Origin of the sequence: Hydrogenophaga sp. SL48, from assembly GCF_021729865.1 — a bacterium.
GTDB lineage: Bacteria > Pseudomonadota > Gammaproteobacteria > Burkholderiales > Burkholderiaceae_C > Hydrogenophaga.
Genome location: NZ_CP063400.1, coordinates 4,589,124 through 4,605,472 on the forward strand (window position 1 = coordinate 4,589,124; position 16,349 = coordinate 4,605,472).

Genomic DNA, 16,349 nt, shown 5'->3' on the forward strand with positions numbered 1-16,349 from the left:
GTTGAACACCCTATGAAGTCTGACAACGTCCTCATCCTGCCCGGTTGGCAGAACAGCGGCCCCGACCACTGGCAGAGCCGCTGGGAAGCCGGGCACGGCTTCCGCCGCGTCGACCAGCACGACTGGATGACCCCCAGGCGTGGTGACTGGATCGCCCGACTGGAAGACGTGATCCTCGGCACCGACGGCCCGGTGGTGCTGGTGGCCCACAGCCTGGGCTGCATCCTCACCGCCGCCTGGGCGCAGGTCTCGCGCAGCACCCACCGCGTGCAGGGCGCGCTGCTGGTCGCGCCGGGCGACCCCGAACGCGAGGAGCTGTGCGGCCTGCTGCCCAGCTGGGCACCCATCGTGCGCCAGCGCCTGCCGTTTCCCAGCGTGCTGGTCGGCAGCCGCAACGACCCGTACTGCGACTTCACCAAAGCCCGAAGCCTGGCCGACAGCTGGGGCTCGCGCTTCATCGACCTCGGCGAGCGCGGCCACATCAACGCCGAATCCGGCCTGGGCGACTGGCCCGAGGGGCTGGCCATGCTCTGCGACCTGACCCCCGTGCAAGGCCCTCGATGAGGCTGCTGCGCAGTTCGAGGAGCAGTCCACAGTTCCTGGTGGCCGGAGCCGGGCAGAACATGGGCTGGTTGGCCCGCACGAAGGCGGCTGTCCAGGGCCGTGTGCTCCTGGTGGTCGAGGCCGTGGGCACGTTGGCCTCGGTGCTGGGCGTGCCTCTTGCTGCTTTGACCGGCAAGGCGTACCTGGCCGTGCTGGTCGCCTTGTTTGGGCTGGGCTGCTGTTTGCGTTTTGTGCGCTTGCGACAAAAGTTGCGCCCGACCGATGGAGCGCCTGTTTCGATGTGGCAGTCCACTCCAGCATGGCTGACACCGGCCGTGGGGCTGTTGCCCGCGATCGAGGTGGCCCTGCTCGTGGAAGCCACGCGACTGCCGGTGCGCGCAGACCAACCAGGCTTTGATACCGCCAACTGGTGGTGGGTCCTGGCGGGATTCGTGGTGTTTTTCTGGTTGCAGCGTGGCTGGTTGGGCGATCGCCTGGCCGGCAAGCCGACCACCTACCGCTGACCCGTTGGGCGCAGTTCAAGAACAAACAAAAGGATCCAGACCATGGTCACCAAAAAACCCAAAGGCCTAGGCCGCGGACTCGAAGCCCTGCTGGGCCCCAAGGTGGCGGAGGCCACTTCGCCCGACGCGCAGGACAACGCGCGCAACGCCACACCCAGCGCGCTGCCGCTGACCGAGCTGGTCGCGGGCGTCTACCAGCCGCGCACGCACATGGACGAGGGCGCGCTGTACGAGCTGGCCGAGTCGATCAAGGCGCAAGGGATCATGCAGCCGATCCTGGTGCGCAAGCTGGCCGACGGGCCGAACGCCGGCAAGTACGAAATCATCGCGGGCGAACGGCGCTTCCGCGCCTCGAAACTGGCCGGGCTGGACAGCGTGCCGGTGCTGGTGCGCGACGTGCCCAACGAGGCGGCGGCCGCGATGGCGCTGATCGAGAACATCCAGCGCGAAGACCTGAACCCGCTGGAAGAGGCACAGGGCCTGCAGCGCCTGGTCAAGGAATTCGGCCTGACGCACGAGCAGGCCGCGCAGGCCGTGGGCCGTTCGCGCAGTGCCGCCAGCAACCTGCTGCGCCTCTTGCAACTCGCCGAGCCGGTGCAGACCATGCTGATGGCCGGCGACATCGACATGGGCCACGCGCGCGCGCTGCTGGCGCTGGAGAAGGTGGCGCAGATCACGGCGGCCAACCAGATCGCGGCCAAGAAGATGTCGGTGCGCGAGGCCGAGAGCCTGGTGAAGAAGCTGGGCGCCGAGTTCAACCTCGTGCAGCAAAAGCCCACCAAGGACAAGTCGCGCGACATCAAGCGCGTGGAAGAAGAACTGTCCGACCTGCTGACCGCCGAGGTCGAGGTGCGCGTGAAGAAACGCGTCAAGCGCCACGGCCGCGTCGAAGAGATGGGCGAACTCGCGATCCAGTTCGGCTCGATCGACGAACTCAACGGGTTGATTGACAAGCTGCGCGGCGAGCGCTGACAGCCGCACGCAAGCCCCAAAGAAAAAGGCCTCCAGGTGGAGGCCTTTTTCGATGTGTGGCGCCAGCTTCAAGAACGCCGTGGAACCGGCTTCGCCGGGCCACCAGCGTTGTCCCCCGGAGGGGAAGCCGCGCAGCGGCGCAGGGGGGCTCCTTCAGTTCACTTTCAGCACACCACCACGGCCCAGACCTCCCTTGACGTCCTGTGCCTTGTAGTTGCGCAGCGCGATCACCATGCTGTTGTAGGCGTCGGTGAACGCGGCGACGGTGGCCTTGCCGGCGGGGGAGCGCGAGAAGCCGCCCAGCGACCCGGCCGCGCTGGGGCCGAAGACGCTCAGGGCCGCGCCGTAGTTGGTGGCGGTGGCGTTGCCTTCTGAAATCGCGATCTGCACGCCCGAGCGGATGTCGAACATGGTCAGCGTCACCACCGAGGCCTTGCTCTCCAGGCCGCCGGCCAGTGCGCCCAGGTTGCGGTTGCGGCTGCCCAGCAGGCCACCGAGTGCACCGACGACCTGACCGGTTGACTCGTTGTCGATGATGATGGCTGGCTCCAGGTAGTAATCGGCCGCGACGCGCTGGCCCTTCTGCTGGTTGGAACCGGCGCGGAACTCGCCCGAGTTGCGCTGCTTGTCGGTGATGCCGGAGATCTTGCTCTCGGTGCGGTTGTTGCCGACCGAAGTGATCACGAAGCAGTTGGACTGCGCCACCGCCAGACGGATCAGCGGCTCGATGGTGGTGACCTGGGTGGCGGCGCCGAAGCTGGCATACCACTCCTTGCCCCGGCCGTCGTCCACGGCCAGCGTGCCCAGCGGGGAGGCGCAGCGCTCCAGCGACGAGTTGGCGCCGACGCTGGTGCCGCCTGCGGCGGCACCAGTGGCGGCGGTCGGGCTGCTGCCGGAGGTCACACGGCCGCCGCCGGTGCCGCCGCAGGCGGTGAGGGACACGCCCAGCGCCAGGGCGGCAGTGATGCGGAGGGTGGTGGATGTTGGTTTCATGAGTGCCTTCCTGGAATCAATGGTGAAAAACGGATGGATCGAGCCGAAGCAGCGTTGGGCCCCGGCTCAGTAGTAGTGCCAGCGGCCGTCGCGCCAGTAACTGCGGTAAGCATAGCCGCTGTACCAGCCGCCAAACCAGCCGTTCTTGCGCACATCGTCGCGCCACTTGTGATCGGCCTGGGCTTCGTTCCTGGCCTTGCGGGCCTGCACCAGCATCTTCTTGGCTTCCTTGTCGCCCTTGTCGGCGGCCATCATCAGCCAGCGTTCGGCTTCGCCCGGGTCGGCGCCCATTTCTTCGAGACCGACCAGGTAGAAGCGGCCCAGCGCCTGGGCCGCCTTGAAGTCACCGCGCTCGCCGGCGTCGCGCATCCACTTGATGGCCTGGTAGCTGTCCTTGCGCACACCGTCGCCCCGGAAGTAGCGCAGGCCCAGGTCGTAGGCGGCGCGGGGGTCTTTGGCGGCCATGGCTTCGAGCGCCGCGATCCGCGCGTCGGCGGCGGGATCGGCCTGGGCCGCCAGCTCGGCCTCCAGCGTGGACGAGTTGCGCGGCCGGTCGGAGCAGCCGGTGTTGTCGCAGATGCGAACGGTGTCTTGTGCGAACGCGGCGCCGGACAGCAACAGCAAGGGGAGCAGCAAGCGTTTCATGGGGATCCTCCGCGAGGGACGGGTAGAAATACAAAGAAAGTCTATCCCGCGATTCTGCATTTGCCCAGACGGGTCAACACGGGCGCCAGGGCGCCGCAGCGCCCGTTCTGTCCCCCGCACAGGGGAGCGCTCAGATCGCGAAGATCTTGCCCGGGTTCAGGATGTTGTCCGGGTCGAGCGCGCGCTTGATGGTGCGCATCATGTCCACCGCGCCGCTGCCGGCCTCGGTGAGCAGGAAGTCCATCTTGTGCAAGCCCACGCCGTGCTCGCCGGTGCAGGTGCCTTCGAGCCGCAGCGCGCGCGCCACCAGCTGGTGGTTCAGCTGCTCGGCGTGCTCGCGCTCTTCGGGCAGGTTGGGGTCTATCAGGTAGCCAAAGTGGAAGTTGCCGTCGCCCACGTGGCCGACCAGGAAGTAGGGGATGCCGCTGGCATCCGCCTCGGCCACCGAGTCGAGCAGGCAGTCCGCCAGCTTGCTGATCGGCACACAGGTGTCGGTGCTGATGGCGCGGCAACCCGGCTTGCTCTGGATCGCGGCGAAGTAGGCGTTGTGCCGCGCGGTCCACAGGCGGGTGCGCTCTTCGGGCGTGGTCGCCCACTGGAAGGCGTTGCCACCGAATTCGCTGGCGATCTCCTGCACCGTCTCGGCCTGTTCCTTCACGCTCGCGGGCGAGCCGTGGAACTCCATCAGCAGCATGTGTTCCTCCCGCAGGCCCAGCTTGCTGTGTGCGTTGACCATGCGCACGGTGTTGGCGTCGATCAGCTCGCAGCGCGCGATCGGCACGCCGAGCTGGATCACCTGGATCACGGTGCGCACCGCGGCTTCGATCGTGGGGAAGGAGCAGGTCGCGGCCGAGATCGCTTCGGGCAGCGGGTAGAGCTTGAGGGTGACCTCGGTGATCACGCCCAGCGTGCCCTCGCTGCCCACCATCAGGCGCGTCAGGTCGTAGCCGGCGCTGCTCTTCTTGGCGCGCGTGCCGGTGCGGATGATCTCGCCTTTGGCGGTCACCACCTCCAGCGCCAGCACGTTCTCGCGCATGGTGCCGTAGCGCACGGCGTTGGTGCCGCTGGCGCGCGTGGCCGTCATGCCGCCGATGGACGCGTCCGCCCCCGGGTCGATGGGGAAGAACAGGCCTTCGCTTTTCACCGCGTTGTTCACGCCCATGCGCGTCACGCCGGGCTGCACCGTCACGGTCAGGTCTTCGGCGTTGATCGAGAGCACCTCGGTCATGCGGCTCACGTCGATGCTGATGCCGCCCTGCACCGCGAGCAGGTGGCCTTCGAGCGAGGAGCCGACGCCGAAGGGAATGACCGGGTATTTGTATTGAGCGGCAAGCTTCACGGCGTCGGCCACGTCCTGGGTGCTCTGGGCGAACACCACCGCCGCCGGGGGCGGCACGTCGTAGACCGACTCGTCACGCCCGTGTTGCTCGCGCACCGCCTGGGCGGTGGAGCACTGGGCGCCAAAGCGCTGTTGCAGCGAGGCGATCAGCGCGGCGGGCACCTCGCGTTGCCGGATGTCGGGCGCGAGGTGGGCCAGGGGCGTGGGGGCGTTCATGGGCGGTCTCCTGTGGATGCCGGACGTCGGGTCCGGTCGGTCCGGCAGTTTAGCCCTTGGGGGATGCCTGGCGCGCTGCCAGAAACCCGCCCCCGCGCCCGGGTTTACATCTTCATCGCCTTGCTGAATTCGGCCAGGTTCACCGCGCCGTCCTTGTCGCCGTCGACCTTTTCGAAGTTGGCGGCCACGGCTGGCAGCATGGCGGCTTCTTCGCGGCTGAGCTTGCCGTCGGCGTTCTTGTCGGCCTTGGTGAACGCGGCGCTGATCTCCTTGTCCATGGCGGTGGCCGGCGCGGCCGTGCTCTGCGCAAACGCCGTGCCGGCGGCGCCCAGGGTCAGTCCGGCGATGAGCATGAGGCTGCGGGCTTCGAAGTTGGCGATGCGGGTGTTGCGACGGGTCATGTGCTGCTCCTGAGTTGTTGAAAAGACTTGCATTGCACCGGCATCGGGCGTTCGTTGCCAGTGCTTTTGCTGCTTGTTTCCCGCAGCACCGTCTGCTTGCTCCAGACACATTTCCCAGCGTGCTGTAACCGTGCTCTCTGGGGCGCCCCGCCGGCCAAACGCCTTTTCTGTTGAAGGCCTTGAGGGTTCCCGCACAATCCGATTCACACCAACGAGACAAGGACCGTCATGGGCAACCGCCTCACCCAGATCGCCACCCGCACCGGCGATGCCGGCACCACCGGCCTCGGCGACAACACCCGCGTCTCCAAGAACAGCCTGCGCGTGCACGCCATGGGCGACGTGGACGAGCTCAACTCGCAGATCGGCGTGCTGCTGTGCGAAGAGCTGCCCGCCGACGTGCGCACGCTGCTGGTCGAGATCCAGCACCAGCTGTTCAACCTCGGCGGCGAGCTGTCCATCCCCGGTTACGAGCTGCTCAAGCCCGAGGCCGTGGCGGCGCTGGACGACGCGCTGGAGCACCACAACGCGCAACTGCCGCGCCTGCAGGAGTTCATCCTGCCGGCGGGCAACCGCGCGGCGTCGCTGGCCCACGTGTGCCGCACCGTGGCGCGCCGCGCCGAGCGCGCGCTGGTGGCGCTGGGCAATGAAGAAGCCATCAAGGACGGCCCGCGCCAGTACCTCAACCGCCTGAGCGACCTCATGTTCGTGCTCGCGCGCGTGCTCAACCGCATGAACGGCGGCGACGACGTGTACTGGAAGAGCGAGCGCCTGGAGCAACAGGGCGCTGCCGAGTGACACCGCGCCAAGCGGCCGGCTTGTTGTGCGGGCTGCTGGCCGCGTTGGCCGGCGCCGCCTCCGCGCAGCCTGCACCGGGCCAGGTGGAGCTGGTGTGCGAGGCGGTCTACCTGCCCGCGCGAACCACCTGGGTGCGCCGAGTCACCATCGATCACGACGCCCGCCGCGTGAAGGCCGTGCAGATCGACGGCGTGCCGGTCTACAGCTTCGCCATCGCCGGCACGGTGATCCTCACCTCGCTGGACAACGAGCGCGTGCAGATCGACACCGCCGCACAGACTTGGACCAGCGACTTCCGCGGCCTGGCCAGCGCGCAGGGGCGCTGCGAGCGGGCGGGCTGACACACCGGCGGCGGCTTCAGGCTTTCCAGCGACCGGATGCGCGCGTTGATGTGGCGCACCACCACACCCACATCGCCGCGCTGGCGAAAAGCGTTCAGGCGGAAGCGGTCCAGTCCTCTATGGCGATGGTCAGATCGCACTCCAGCGACGACTCGAAATCGCGGATCTGCGACTCCCGCATCACCGAATACGCTAGCCGCTGGATGCGCTCCGCTGTCAGTGCCGCCTCCTGCAGGCGTCGCGCCACGCCCTGCACCTTGATGGCGGCGGCCGTGCCGCTGGAGAGAAACAGGTCGGACGCAGCGTGGGCGACCATGGCCGAGAGGTAATGACCGAGGTCGTCTTCGGGGGCGGGGAGGGGGTGGTCCATGGCGGCGGAGGCGAAGTTGGCAAGGGGAGTTTTGTTTATCGGCCGATGGGGGAGGGGCTTGAATGGAGCGGGGCAGGAGCGCTTGGGGAGGCGCGAATCTTTATCAAGCCTGCATGAGAGGTGGTCGGATATATTGGCAGTCGGCTCCCGCGCCCACAGAGGAAATGTGCAATGGAGTCGTGATATCCCGTCGTCTAATCTGGTTATCAAGGATTGGGGGACGAACCACATTACGTTGGGCCTCAGAAGTCGATCATGTCTCTCCAGCATCCAGTTCCTGACGAACACCTAAAACATATCGGCGACATTACCGTGTCGTTCGCGATGCTTGAGAGCCAACTGCAAACATTGGCCCAATCAATACTGGGCTCGGGACAGAGGCTCGGACAGATCGTCACTGCGGAGCTGTCGTTCAAAGCGCTTCGCGCCCTCACAGTCAGCCTCTACCTCCAGCGGAACGGTGAAGACGAAAACCTTGAAGAATTCCGTTCACTTATAAAGCGCGCCGCAGACGCAGAGGAACAGCGCAATCAAATCGTGCACTCTGTGTGGGGAGCCGGGAACGACGCATCGAGCATCACGCGAATCAAGACAACGGCGAAAGAGAGGCACGGCATTCGCTCTCACTTCGAAGATGTGTCCGCAGCAGACCTAAGCACGTTTGCTGCAGAGATCAAAGACCTAGCTGGCGATCTTCAGCAGTTTTGGTTCAAGTTGCTTGGAATTGGCAAGGCTACCAATGGCTAGTCTGCGGCCTATCCATCGCTCGAAAGGATGTTACAAGGCCTGCGCCCTTACACCGTCTCTCATGTCAAACGTTCGGCATCGCGATGACATATAAACCATACGACTTTATAGAGCCCGACCAGCGAGTTCGGGGTAGGCCATGACGCGGAATCAAAAGCTGGGAGTGATCTTGGGCTTCTACGCAGTTACACACACTGCTGTTGCATGGGTGATGGGTAATGACACGATGCTGGTTCGGCTAGCAACAGTGTTTGTACTTGTCGCGTGCGTCATAAAAGACATTCGGTACGCACTGAATGTTCTGGCTGGGACTTGCGGGCTATTCGCCATCTCTGGTGTTGTATTGCTTATGCGCCTGGAATCAGATTGGCCAATCTACACTGCTGTGACGCTATATATAAGTGCCTCGGCCGCATTCGCTTGGTGGCTACTGCAGCCGGAACGTCAAAGTACGTCAGCGAGGGCCGCAGAATGATGCCCAACTGTCGCATCCCGATTGATGGTGCACAGCGCTGAAACGAGCCGATGGAGGCGTCGCTTCATGAAGCGCATTCCCTCCGCCCGGTTGCCTCACCTCGGCGCCAACACCGCCATCGTGATCCGCGACACACAGGTCAGCTCCCCCGCGTCGTTCCTCAGCTCGATCTGCCAGACCTGCGTCGTGCGGCCGATGTGCACCGGGCGGGCGGTGCCCGTCACCCAGCCGCTGGTCGCACCTTTGAGGTGGTTGGCGTTGATGTCCAGCCCCACGGCGCGGTGGCCTTCGGGGCAGCTGTAGGCGGCGCCGCAGCTGCCCAGGGTTTCGGCCAGCACCACGCTGACGCCGCCGTGCAGCAGGCCGTAGGGCTGCTTCGTGCGGGTGTCGACCGGCACGCGCCCGGTGATGAAGTCGTCGCCGACGGCCAGGAACTCCATGCCCAGGTGTTGCACGGCCGTGCCGACGTGGATGGCGGTGAGTTCTTCGACGGAGATGGGTTTTTTCCAGAGGGTCATGGGCTGAACAGGGTGTGGCTGGGAGATCGCCACACTGTAGCGGCCCTCGCCGGCGCGCACAGCGCCGGGTGTCGGTCCGCGCTGGACGGCGATGTCAACCCTTGCGCCGCAGCGCCACCACCGTGCCGGACGCCACCGGGGCCGGCAGTGCCCAGTGCGAGGGCAGGGCATGCAGCACGGCGCGCGCGTCGAGCGAGCGGATCGGCACCGTGTTGTCCATGGGGATGCGGTGATGCGCCTGCAAGGCCATGTAGCGCAGCGCGCTCACGCGCAGGAAGGAGGCGAAGTTGCCCACTTCGCCGCGCGCAGCGACCAGCTCGTCGTAGAGCTTCTCGATCAGCTGCACCACCGCCATGCCGTCGCGTTCGCCGATCTCGGTGAGCACGTCCCAGTAGAGGTTCTCCAGCCGGATGCTGGTCACCACACCGTGCAGCCGCACCGAGCGGGTGCGGCTGGCGTAGCTCTCGGGGTCGGCGCTGATGAAGACTTCACACATGGCGGCACTCCTGCGTGGGCGGACGAAGCCGCATTGTCGGCGGCTTCAGGCGGGTGTGGTGCGCGGCGGTCAGTGCGTGATCTTCGTGCCCAGCACCGCGAGGAACTGCGCGATCCAGGCCGGGTGCGCGGGCCAGGCGGGCGCGGTGACAAAGGGGCCGTCGGTCACGGCCTCGTCCACCGCGATGGCGGCGTAGGTGGCGCCCGCGAGCTCCACCTCCACCTGGCAGGCCGGGTAGGCCGAGATGGTGCGGCCCTTGATGTCGCCCGTGGCGGCCAGCAGCTGCGCGCCGTGGCAGACGGCGGCCACCGGTTTGCCGCTGCTGGTGAAGTGTTTGACCAGCGCCATCACGCTGGCGTGCATGCGCAGGTACTCGGGGCCGCGCCCGCCGGGAATCACCAGACCGTCGTAGCTCTCGGGCTTCACGTCGGCGAACGTGGCGTTGAGCGTGAAGCGGTGGCCGGGCTTTTCGCTGTAGGTCTGCGCGCCCTCGAAATCGTGGATGGCGGTGTGGATGAAGTCGCCGGCCTTCTTGTCGGGTGCGACGGCGTGCACCGTGTGGCCCACCGCCTGCAGCGCCTGGAACGGCACCATGGTTTCGTAGTCTTCGCAGTAATCGCCGCAGATCATCAACAGCTTCTTGCCCATGGGAGTCTCCTTGGAAAACGGGGGTCGGGCTTTGATTGTTGGGCGGGTGGCCGCAGCGGGGGTAACAGCCGGTTGCTGCAGGGCTGAGGGTTTGCCCTGATCGGTGCCGGCCTCGGACCCAAAAAAACGGCCTGCCACCCCAGCGGGCGGACAGGCCGAGAGACGGCGCGCTGCGCTCAGCCCTTGCGGTTGAGCAGGGCGTAGAGCCCGATCGCTCCGAAGGTGGCGGTACCGATGCCGCCGAGCGCGAATTCGCCGAACTTGAGTGTGTAGTCGCCCGTGCCCAGCACCAGGGTGATGGCCGCCACGAGCAGGTTCTTGTTGTCCGAGAAATTCACTTTGTTGTCGACCCAGATCTTGGCGCCGGCCACGGCGATCAGGCCGAACACCACGATGGACACGCCGCCCATCACGGCGAGTGGAATGGCCTGGATCAGCGCACCGAACTTCGGAGAGAAGCCGAGCAGCACGGCCATGATGCCGGCCACCAGGAAGATGGCGGTGGAGTAGATCTTGGTCGCGGCCATGACGCCGATGTTTTCGGCGTAGGTGGTCACGCCGGTGCCGCCCGCGCTGCCGGCCACGATGGTGGCCACGCCGTCGCCCATGAAGGCGCGGCCCATGTACTGGTCCAGGTTCTTGCCGGTCATCGCCGTCACGGCTTTGATGTGGCCCAGGTTCTCCGCCACCAGGATGATGGCCACCGGTGCGATCAGCAGCATCGCGTTGCCACTGAACACCGGTGCGCTGAAGTTGGGCATGCCGAACCAGGCCGCGCTGGCGATGCCGCTCAGGTCCAGCGGCTTGCCCAGTCCGAAGCCGTTGGTGAGCACGGCGTAGATGACGCTGGCGATGATCAGGCCCATGAGGATCAGCAGGCGCTGCAGCATGCCGCTGCTGAACACGGCCACCAGCGCCACGCAGACGAAGGTCACGCCCTGCATCCAGGCGTCGAAACCGGTGGGCGCCATGTTCTTGATCGGGATGCCGGCCAGGTTCAGGCCGATCACGGCGACCACCGAGCCGGTGACCACCGGGGGCATCAGGCGTTCGATCCAGCCCGTGCCGATGGCCTGCACCAGCGCGCCGATCAGCGTGTAGACCACGCCGCAGGCGATGATGCCGCCGAGCGCCACGCCGATGTTGGCGTTGGGCCCCGGGCCCGCGTAGCCGCTGGCCGCGATCACCACGCCGATGAAGGCGAAACTCGACCCGAGGTAGCTGGGCACCTTGCCGCCTGTCATGACGAAGAAGATCAGCGTGCCGATGCCGCTCATGAGGATGGCGACGTTGGGGTCGAAGCCCATCAGGATGGGGGCGAGCACGGTGGCGCCGAACATGGCGATCAGGTGCTGCACGCCCATGACGGCGGTCTGCGGCCAGGGCAGGCGCTCATCGGGGCCGATGACGCCGCCGCTGGCGAGGGTGGAGGAGGGTTTTTCAGTCCAGCTCAATAGGCCCATGGGAACTCCTTGGTGGTGGGTGGGGGTCGGATCGCCCGAGATTCTGCGCGCGAAAACGCTGCCGCACCGATCCGGCGCGAGACAAGCGGCAGGAGCCGCGTCATACGGGTTCGCCTTCAAGCGCAGGACAAGGCGGGAGCCGCAGACAGTGCTTTGGCACGGCAAGGCGAACCAACGCAGTGATGCGCTTGAAGGCGAACCCGTATCAGGCGACGCGGAAGACGCGGATCTGCACCCGGTCGGGGAAACGTGCCCCGGTGCCGACGAACAGGCTTTGTGTCATCCAGGCCAGCGCGGGGTGCGAGACCTCGAAGGTCGGCGCGCAGCGGAAGTAGATCGCGGCCGGGTCCACCGGCTCGCCACGCACGAGCTTCGCGATGTCCTCGGCCGAGCCCCGGCGCAGCGCGCGGTTCTGCACGAACACGTGGGCGCCCGCCCAGTCGGCGTCGTCCAGGCGCAGCAGGTAACGCGCGTCGAGGTCGGCGCAGGTCTCGCTCACCACCAGCTGGAAGTCCGCGCCACCGGGCAGCACCACACCATTTACCTGGCCGCTCACCGAGCCCCCGGTGATGGGGATGATGCGGCGCCGGCCCTGGCTGTTGAGCCCGAAGGTCTGGCCCGCCTCGACGGGCGCGGCGACGAAGACCGTGAGGTCGAACACGGGTTCGAGCAGGGGCGTGGGCAGGGTCATGGTGGTCAATGATGCCGGAACAGCTTTCCGCGCAAAGCGCGGCGGGGGTGGTTCATTTCACAGGAAGGATTTCGCCCTGGCAGCGGCCGAAGCCGATGCGCGCCGCGCCCGGCTTCTCGCACCAGCCGCGCAGGATCACGCTGTCGCCGTCTTCCAGGAAACGCCGCTGCTCGCCGGTGCCGGGCAGGTCGATCGCCACCGTGCCGCCCCGGCTGAGCTCGACGATGGCGCCGGCCTCGGGCGCGGTCGGGCCCGAGATGGTGCCGGTGCCCAGCAGGTCGCCAGACTGCAGGTTGCAGCCGCCCACGGTGTGCTGCGTGACCATCTGCGCGAGGGTCCAGTACTGGTGGCGGAAGCTGGTGGCCGAGAGCCGGTCGGGCGCCACGCCCCGCGCACGGTGCGTGGCGGTGTCGAGCAGCACTTCGAGCTGCACGTCCACGCCGCCCTGCGCGCGGTTGGCGGCGGTGTCGAGGTAGGCCAGCGGCTGGGGCTCGTCGGCCGGGTGGGCGAAGGGCACGCGGTAGGGCGCGAGCGCCTCCATCGTCACGATCCAGGGCGAAACGCTGGTGCAGAAGTTCTTGCCGAGGAAGGGGCCGAGCGGCGCCATTTCCCAGAACTGGTGGTCGCGCGCCGACCAGTCGTTGAGCAGGCACATGCCGAAGATGTGGTCTTCCGCCTGCTCCAGCGGGATCGGCTCACCCATGGCGTTGCCCGGGCCGACGTAGAAGCCCAACTCCAGCTCGTAGTCGAGCCGGGCGCAGGGGCCGTACACCGGGGCGGTGGCGCCCGGAGGCATGGCCTGGCCCATGGGGCGGTGGAACGGCGTGCCGCTGACCACCACGCTGGACGCGCGGCCGTGGTACGCGATGGGCAGCCACTGGAAGTTGGGCGTGAGCGGGTCGTCGGGGCGCATCACGCGGCCCACGTTGCGGGCGTGGTGGATCGAGGTGTAGAAGTCGGTGTAGTTGGCGATGCGGGTGGGCACGGCGTGTTCCGCCTCGGCCTGCGGCAGCATGCAGCCGTGCAGCGCGCCCACCAGGTCGGACTTGGCGCCATGGCGCAGGGCGTCGAACAGCGCGTGGCGCAGCGCGCGCCAGGCCACGGAGCCCATGGCGAGGAAATCGTTGAGCGTGGTGCCCGCGCAGGCCTGCGCGGCGAGCTGCGGCAGGCCTTCGAGCACCGGGGTGGCGGCCACGGCCGCGAGGTCCACGATCTGGTCGCCGATGGCGACCCCGCCGCGAAAAGCCTCGTCCGAGCCCTTGCGGCGGAACACGCCGAAGGGCAGGTTCTGGATCGGGAAATCGGTGCCCGGCTCGTTGGCCGAGGCCAGCCAGCTTTTCACGCTGGCGTCGTGGGTGTGGTTGAGTTCCATGGGGGGCTCCGTTCAGGCCGAGGCCATCAATGCGTCGTCGAAGATCGCGACGGCGCGGGTCCAGCCGGCCGACGCGCCACGGATCTTGTGCGGGAAGCAGCTGATGTAGAAGCCCGTCGCCGGGATGGCTTCCAGGTTGTGCAGCTTTTCCAGGTGGCAGTAGCCGATGTCGCGGCCCGCCTTGTGGCCTTCCCAGATCAGGCTGGCGTCCTGCGTGGCGGCGTATTTCTGAGCGGTGTAGACGAAGGGCGCGTCCCAGCTCCAGGCGTCGGTGCCGGTCAGGCGCACGCCGCGCTCCAGCAGGTACATGGTGGCGTCGTAGCCCATGCCGCAGCCGGCGCTGACGAAGTCGTCGTGGCCGTAGCGGCTGCCGGCGCGGGTGTTGACGACCACGATCTCCAGCGGCGAGAGCGTGTGGCCGATGCGTTTCAGCTCGGCCTCGACGTCGGCGGCGGTCACCACGTAACCATCGGCCATGTGGCGGAAGTCGAGCTTGACGCCGGGCTGGAAGCACCACTCCAGCGGCACCTCGTCGATGGTCCAGGCCTTCTTCTTCTCGCCCAGCGCCTTGTCCATGGTGCTGTGGAAGTGGTAGGGCGCGTCCAGGTGGGTGCCGTTGTGGGTGGAGAGCTGGATCATCTCCACGGCCCACACATCGCCATCGGGCAGGTCTTCCTGCTTGAGGCCCGGGAAGAACGGCGCCATCTGCTCGAACGAGTTCTTGTGGTCGAAGTACTGGATCTTCGGGGCGAACGCCGGCGGGTCCGAGATGACGTCGTTTTCGAGAAAGATCGAGAGGTCAACGAAGGTGCGGGGCATGGTGCTCTCCTTGGCGGGTATCGGTCCGGGTGTGACGGGTGGCGGGTGCGGTGCTCATTTCAGCAACACCAGGCTGAGGGACGGGAACGCCATCAGGAGCAGCAAGACCGCCACCATGATCAGTGTGAACGGCGCGGTGCCGCGGAAGATGTCGCCCAGGCTGATGCGCGGGTCGTTCAGCGAGCTCTTGACCACATAGGCCGAGAGGCCGAACGGCGGCGTGAGCAGGCCGATCTCCACCGCCACCACGGTGACCACGCCGAACCAGATCAGGTTCATGCCGAACTGCTCGGCGATCGGCAGCATCAGCGGCAGCACGATCAGCAGGATGGACGACGAGTCGATCACCGTGCCCAGCAGGATGATGATGGCCACATAGACCAGCATGAAGGCAAACGGCCCGAAGCCCGCCTGGCCGATCATCTCCATCAGGAACTGCGGCATGCCCGACATCGCCAGCATGCGGGTGTAGATGCTGGCGCAGATGATCAGGAAACTCACCGCCACGGTGACGTGCCCGGTTTCCGTCAGCACCTCCCAGAAGGTGCGCGCCGTGAGCTTGCGCCGCAGCACCGCGATCAGCAGCGCCAGCGCCGCGCCCACCGCGCCGGCCTCGGTGGCGGTGAACAGGCCGCCGTAGAGACCGCCCAGCACGCCACCGATCATCAGCACGATGGGCACCAGCTTGAGCGCCATGGTCTGCGGGCTCATGTCCTCGCCGTCGGGCACGGGCATCTCGCCACCCGCGTAGACCATCGAGGGCTTGAAGTACGCCGCGAGCACGATGCCGATGGCGAAGGCCGAGGCCAGCAACAGGCCGGGCACGATGCCTGCAGTGAACAGGTCGCCCACCGACTGGTTGGCCAGGAAGCCGTAGAGGATCATCAGCAGGCTGGGCGGGATCAGCATGCCCAGCACCGACGAGCCGGCCACCACGCCCACCGCAAAACGCGGCTGGTAACCGAAGCGCATCATCTGCGGCACCGCCACGCGGGTGAACACCGCGGCCGAGGCGATGGAGATGCCGGTGATGGCAGCGAACACCGCGTTGGACGCCACCGTGGCCACGCCCAGGCCGCCGCGCAGGCGGCGGAACAGCTGGTTGGCGACCTCGAACGCGTCCTTGCCGATGTCCGCCCGGGCCACCAGAAAACCGGTCAGCACGAACAGCGGCACCACGCCGAAGATGTGGCTGGCGATGGCGTCGCTGGACGCCTGCGCCAGCAGGTTGGCCGCGACACCGATGTCGTCGCGAATGATCCAGACGCCGACGAAGGAGACCAGGCCCAGCACCACGGCCACGTGCAGGCCGCCCCAGATCAGCAGCAGCATCAGGCCCAGCGAGAGCACGGCGACGGTGGTGGCGCTCATTGGGCTTTCTCCCGACGGGTCGCCAGGCGCTGGCCGCGTTGCAGGTCCATGACCGCCAGCAGCACGAAGGTCAGCGCGGTCACGCCCAGGCCCACCAGCATCATCAGCCGCACCGGCCAGACCGGCGCCATGAAGTCGCCCAGCGCGCCCACGTACTCGCGCGAGGCGATGGACTCGATCAGCGAGGGCCAGGCGGCCCAGAGGATCACCGCCATCAGCAGCGCACCCAGCAAGTGGTAGAGCGCCTGCAGCCGCGCGGCCAGCACCGGCCGGTCGCGCTTGAGCCCGTCCAGCAGCATGTCGGCCCGCGTGAAGCGGCCGCAGCGCAGGGTGTCGGCCAGCTGCAGGAAGACGATGCCCACGATGGACAGCGACACCAGCTCGGTCACGCCGCGCACCGGCGCGTCGAAGCCGGTGCGCCCGACGATGTCGCTGTTGATCAGCAGCATCAGTCCGATGATGAGCAGCGTGCCCAGGGCGTTGAGTGCCTGGGTGAGGCGGTGCAGCCCGAAGGGCAGCGGCAGGTTGTAGGCGTCCTGGGGTGCGGCGTCCACGCGGGACACCACCCCGCCGGCGGCCGGCGTGGAAAGGCTCATGGGGGCTCCGG

20 protein-coding genes are annotated in these 16,349 nt (G+C 67.1%); 6 read left to right on the plus strand and 14 right to left on the minus strand.

Features of this window, described 5'->3' with window-relative positions:
* The first annotated feature begins 12 nt into the window (after positions 1-12).
* The 3 genes from IM738_RS21700 to IM738_RS21710 are packed head-to-tail and all read left to right on the plus strand — an operon-like array spanning position 13 to position 2,039.
* Positions 13-564: an RBBP9/YdeN family alpha/beta hydrolase gene (locus IM738_RS21700; protein ID WP_236963105.1), complete on the plus strand. Its 552-nt coding sequence runs from the start codon at positions 13-15 to the stop codon at positions 562-564.
* 59 nt (positions 565-623) lie between these two features.
* The gene (locus tag IM738_RS21705; RefSeq protein ID WP_236963106.1) at positions 624-1,067 is read left to right on the plus strand and encodes a hypothetical protein; all 444 of its coding nucleotides are present in this window, start codon (positions 624-626) and stop codon (positions 1,065-1,067) included.
* A gap of 42 nt (positions 1,068-1,109) precedes the next feature.
* Positions 1,110-2,039 carry a ParB/RepB/Spo0J family partition protein gene (locus tag IM738_RS21710; protein WP_236963107.1) on the plus strand — a complete coding sequence of 310 codons (930 nt, stop codon included), beginning with the start codon at positions 1,110-1,112 and terminating at the stop codon, positions 2,037-2,039.
* Positions 2,040-2,192: 153 nt separating this feature from the next.
* On the opposite strand, the gene IM738_RS21715 is transcribed toward IM738_RS21710, so the two are convergent.
* The 4 genes from IM738_RS21715 to IM738_RS21730 form a co-directional block, all read right to left on the minus strand.
* A complete protein-coding gene (locus tag IM738_RS21715; protein ID WP_236963108.1) occupies positions 2,193-3,032 on the minus strand; it encodes a CsgG/HfaB family protein in 840 nt (279 codons plus the stop codon).
* 66 nt (positions 3,033-3,098) lie between these two features.
* Positions 3,099-3,677, minus strand: coding sequence for a tetratricopeptide repeat protein (locus IM738_RS21720; protein ID WP_236963109.1), 579 nt, complete (start codon positions 3,675-3,677; stop codon positions 3,099-3,101).
* Positions 3,678-3,807: 130 nt separating this feature from the next.
* The gene (locus IM738_RS21725; protein ID WP_236963110.1) at positions 3,808-5,232 is read right to left on the minus strand and encodes an FAD-binding oxidoreductase; all 1,425 of its coding nucleotides are present in this window, start codon (positions 5,230-5,232) and stop codon (positions 3,808-3,810) included.
* Positions 5,233-5,336: 104 nt separating this feature from the next.
* Positions 5,337-5,633, minus strand: a complete 297-nt coding sequence (locus tag IM738_RS21730; protein WP_236963111.1) for an EF-hand domain-containing protein — start codon at positions 5,631-5,633, stop codon at positions 5,337-5,339.
* Positions 5,634-5,861: 228 nt separating this feature from the next.
* Here IM738_RS21730 and IM738_RS21735 point away from each other — a divergent pair, with 228 nt between their 5' ends.
* Both IM738_RS21735 and IM738_RS21740 read left to right on the plus strand, forming a co-directional pair.
* Positions 5,862-6,431, plus strand: coding sequence for a cob(I)yrinic acid a,c-diamide adenosyltransferase (locus IM738_RS21735; protein WP_236963112.1), 570 nt, complete (start codon positions 5,862-5,864; stop codon positions 6,429-6,431).
* Positions 6,428-6,772 (plus strand): hypothetical protein, encoded by a 345-nt coding sequence (locus IM738_RS21740; protein WP_236963113.1) that lies wholly within the window; start codon positions 6,428-6,430, stop codon positions 6,770-6,772. Before IM738_RS21735 ends, IM738_RS21740 begins: the two co-directional genes overlap by 4 nt.
* 94 nt (positions 6,773-6,866) lie before the next feature.
* Here the strand turns inward: IM738_RS21740 and IM738_RS21745 are convergent, their stop codons facing one another.
* Positions 6,867-7,142 (minus strand): hypothetical protein, encoded by a 276-nt coding sequence (locus IM738_RS21745; protein ID WP_236963114.1) that lies wholly within the window; start codon positions 7,140-7,142, stop codon positions 6,867-6,869.
* 255 nt (positions 7,143-7,397) lie between these two features.
* On the opposite strand from IM738_RS21745, the gene IM738_RS21750 reads away from it, so the two are divergent.
* Positions 7,398-7,889 carry a hypothetical protein gene (locus IM738_RS21750; protein ID WP_236963115.1) on the plus strand — a complete coding sequence of 164 codons (492 nt, stop codon included), beginning with the start codon at positions 7,398-7,400 and terminating at the stop codon, positions 7,887-7,889.
* Positions 7,890-8,459: 570 nt separating this feature from the next.
* Here IM738_RS21750 and IM738_RS21755 read toward each other — a convergent pair.
* The 9 genes from IM738_RS21755 to IM738_RS21795 form a co-directional block, all read right to left on the minus strand.
* The gene (locus IM738_RS21755) at positions 8,460-8,882 is read right to left on the minus strand and encodes a hotdog fold thioesterase (RefSeq protein WP_236963116.1); all 423 of its coding nucleotides are present in this window, start codon (positions 8,880-8,882) and stop codon (positions 8,460-8,462) included.
* A gap of 94 nt (positions 8,883-8,976) precedes the next feature.
* Positions 8,977-9,378 (minus strand): ribbon-helix-helix domain-containing protein, encoded by a 402-nt coding sequence (locus tag IM738_RS21760; protein ID WP_236963117.1) that lies wholly within the window; start codon positions 9,376-9,378, stop codon positions 8,977-8,979.
* Between the two features lie 69 nt (positions 9,379-9,447).
* Entirely contained in the window at positions 9,448-10,026 is a 579-nt protein-coding gene (locus tag IM738_RS21765) for a DJ-1/PfpI family protein (RefSeq protein ID WP_236963118.1), read from the minus strand.
* A 176-nt stretch (positions 10,027-10,202) separates the two neighbouring features.
* Entirely contained in the window at positions 10,203-11,489 is a 1,287-nt protein-coding gene (locus tag IM738_RS21770) for a solute carrier family 23 protein (protein ID WP_236963119.1), read from the minus strand.
* 205 nt (positions 11,490-11,694) lie between these two features.
* Entirely contained in the window at positions 11,695-12,180 is a 486-nt protein-coding gene (locus IM738_RS21775) for a DUF3237 domain-containing protein (RefSeq protein ID WP_236963120.1), read from the minus strand.
* A gap of 52 nt (positions 12,181-12,232) precedes the next feature.
* A complete protein-coding gene (gene fahA, locus IM738_RS21780) occupies positions 12,233-13,552 on the minus strand; it encodes a fumarylacetoacetase (protein WP_236963121.1) in 1,320 nt (439 codons plus the stop codon).
* Between the two features lie 12 nt (positions 13,553-13,564).
* Entirely contained in the window at positions 13,565-14,371 is an 807-nt protein-coding gene (locus IM738_RS21785; protein WP_236963122.1) for a cyclase family protein, read from the minus strand.
* A gap of 54 nt (positions 14,372-14,425) precedes the next feature.
* Positions 14,426-15,742 carry a TRAP transporter large permease gene (locus IM738_RS21790; RefSeq protein ID WP_236963123.1) on the minus strand — a complete coding sequence of 439 codons (1,317 nt, stop codon included), beginning with the start codon at positions 15,740-15,742 and terminating at the stop codon, positions 14,426-14,428.
* Positions 15,739-16,338 (minus strand): TRAP transporter small permease subunit, encoded by a 600-nt coding sequence (locus IM738_RS21795; protein WP_236963124.1) that lies wholly within the window; start codon positions 16,336-16,338, stop codon positions 15,739-15,741. The genes IM738_RS21790 and IM738_RS21795 overlap by 4 nt, the downstream gene beginning before the upstream one ends.
* Positions 16,339-16,349 lie beyond the last annotated feature (11 nt).